1 protein-coding gene is annotated in these 514 nt (G+C 56.6%); it reads right to left on the minus strand.

Annotation, left to right across the window (positions count from 1 at the left end; genetic code table 11):
* Positions 1–49 precede the first annotated feature (49 nt).
* Positions 50–184 carry a hypothetical protein gene (locus QP415_RS10760; protein ID WP_285100043.1) on the minus strand — a complete coding sequence of 45 codons (135 nt, stop codon included), beginning with the start codon at positions 182–184 and terminating at the stop codon, positions 50–52.
* Positions 185–514 lie beyond the last annotated feature (330 nt).

Here is a 514-nt window from a genome sequence, read left to right on the forward strand (position 1 = left end):
TTGGCTTCGCGTTCTTCTTTGGCTTCTTCTTTGCTACGGCTGGCCATGATTAGTTGCCTACCTTGCCACTTTGAGCTTCAAGAGCATCGAGGCGTTGTGAGAGCTGTTCGATCTGGTCTTGCTGGGCTTCGACCTGCTCGATGAGGGTTTCTACGAGTTCTAGCGTGGTGTATTGGTTTTCCATTTGAATCTCCTGGTTAGTTGTTCGCGCGTTCTAGGTGCCTTACAGCGCGTTTTTGGGGTATGTCTGCGCGTTGGGGTGCTAGTCATTGCATGTCTCGCGCCATCGAGTGGCGGTATGTGTCGCCGTTCGAGTATGTGATGAGGCACTCCTCCAGCCGGTCGAGGTGTCCGGTTCGGTGGCGAGCGATGCCCAACGAAGAGAAGCATTTTCGGCAGGTGTGGCAGTAGCACTCGCGCTTCTGCGTTCTTGTCGTGCGTGTCTCGCGTGGGGTCGCCCGGTCGAGTGTGTGGGTCATGGGGGTTCCCCCTTGGTCAGGCGAAGTAGGGGTCG

Origin of the sequence: Pauljensenia sp. UMB3104, from assembly GCF_030217285.1 — a bacterium.
Lineage (GTDB): Bacteria > Actinomycetota > Actinomycetes > Actinomycetales > Actinomycetaceae > Pauljensenia.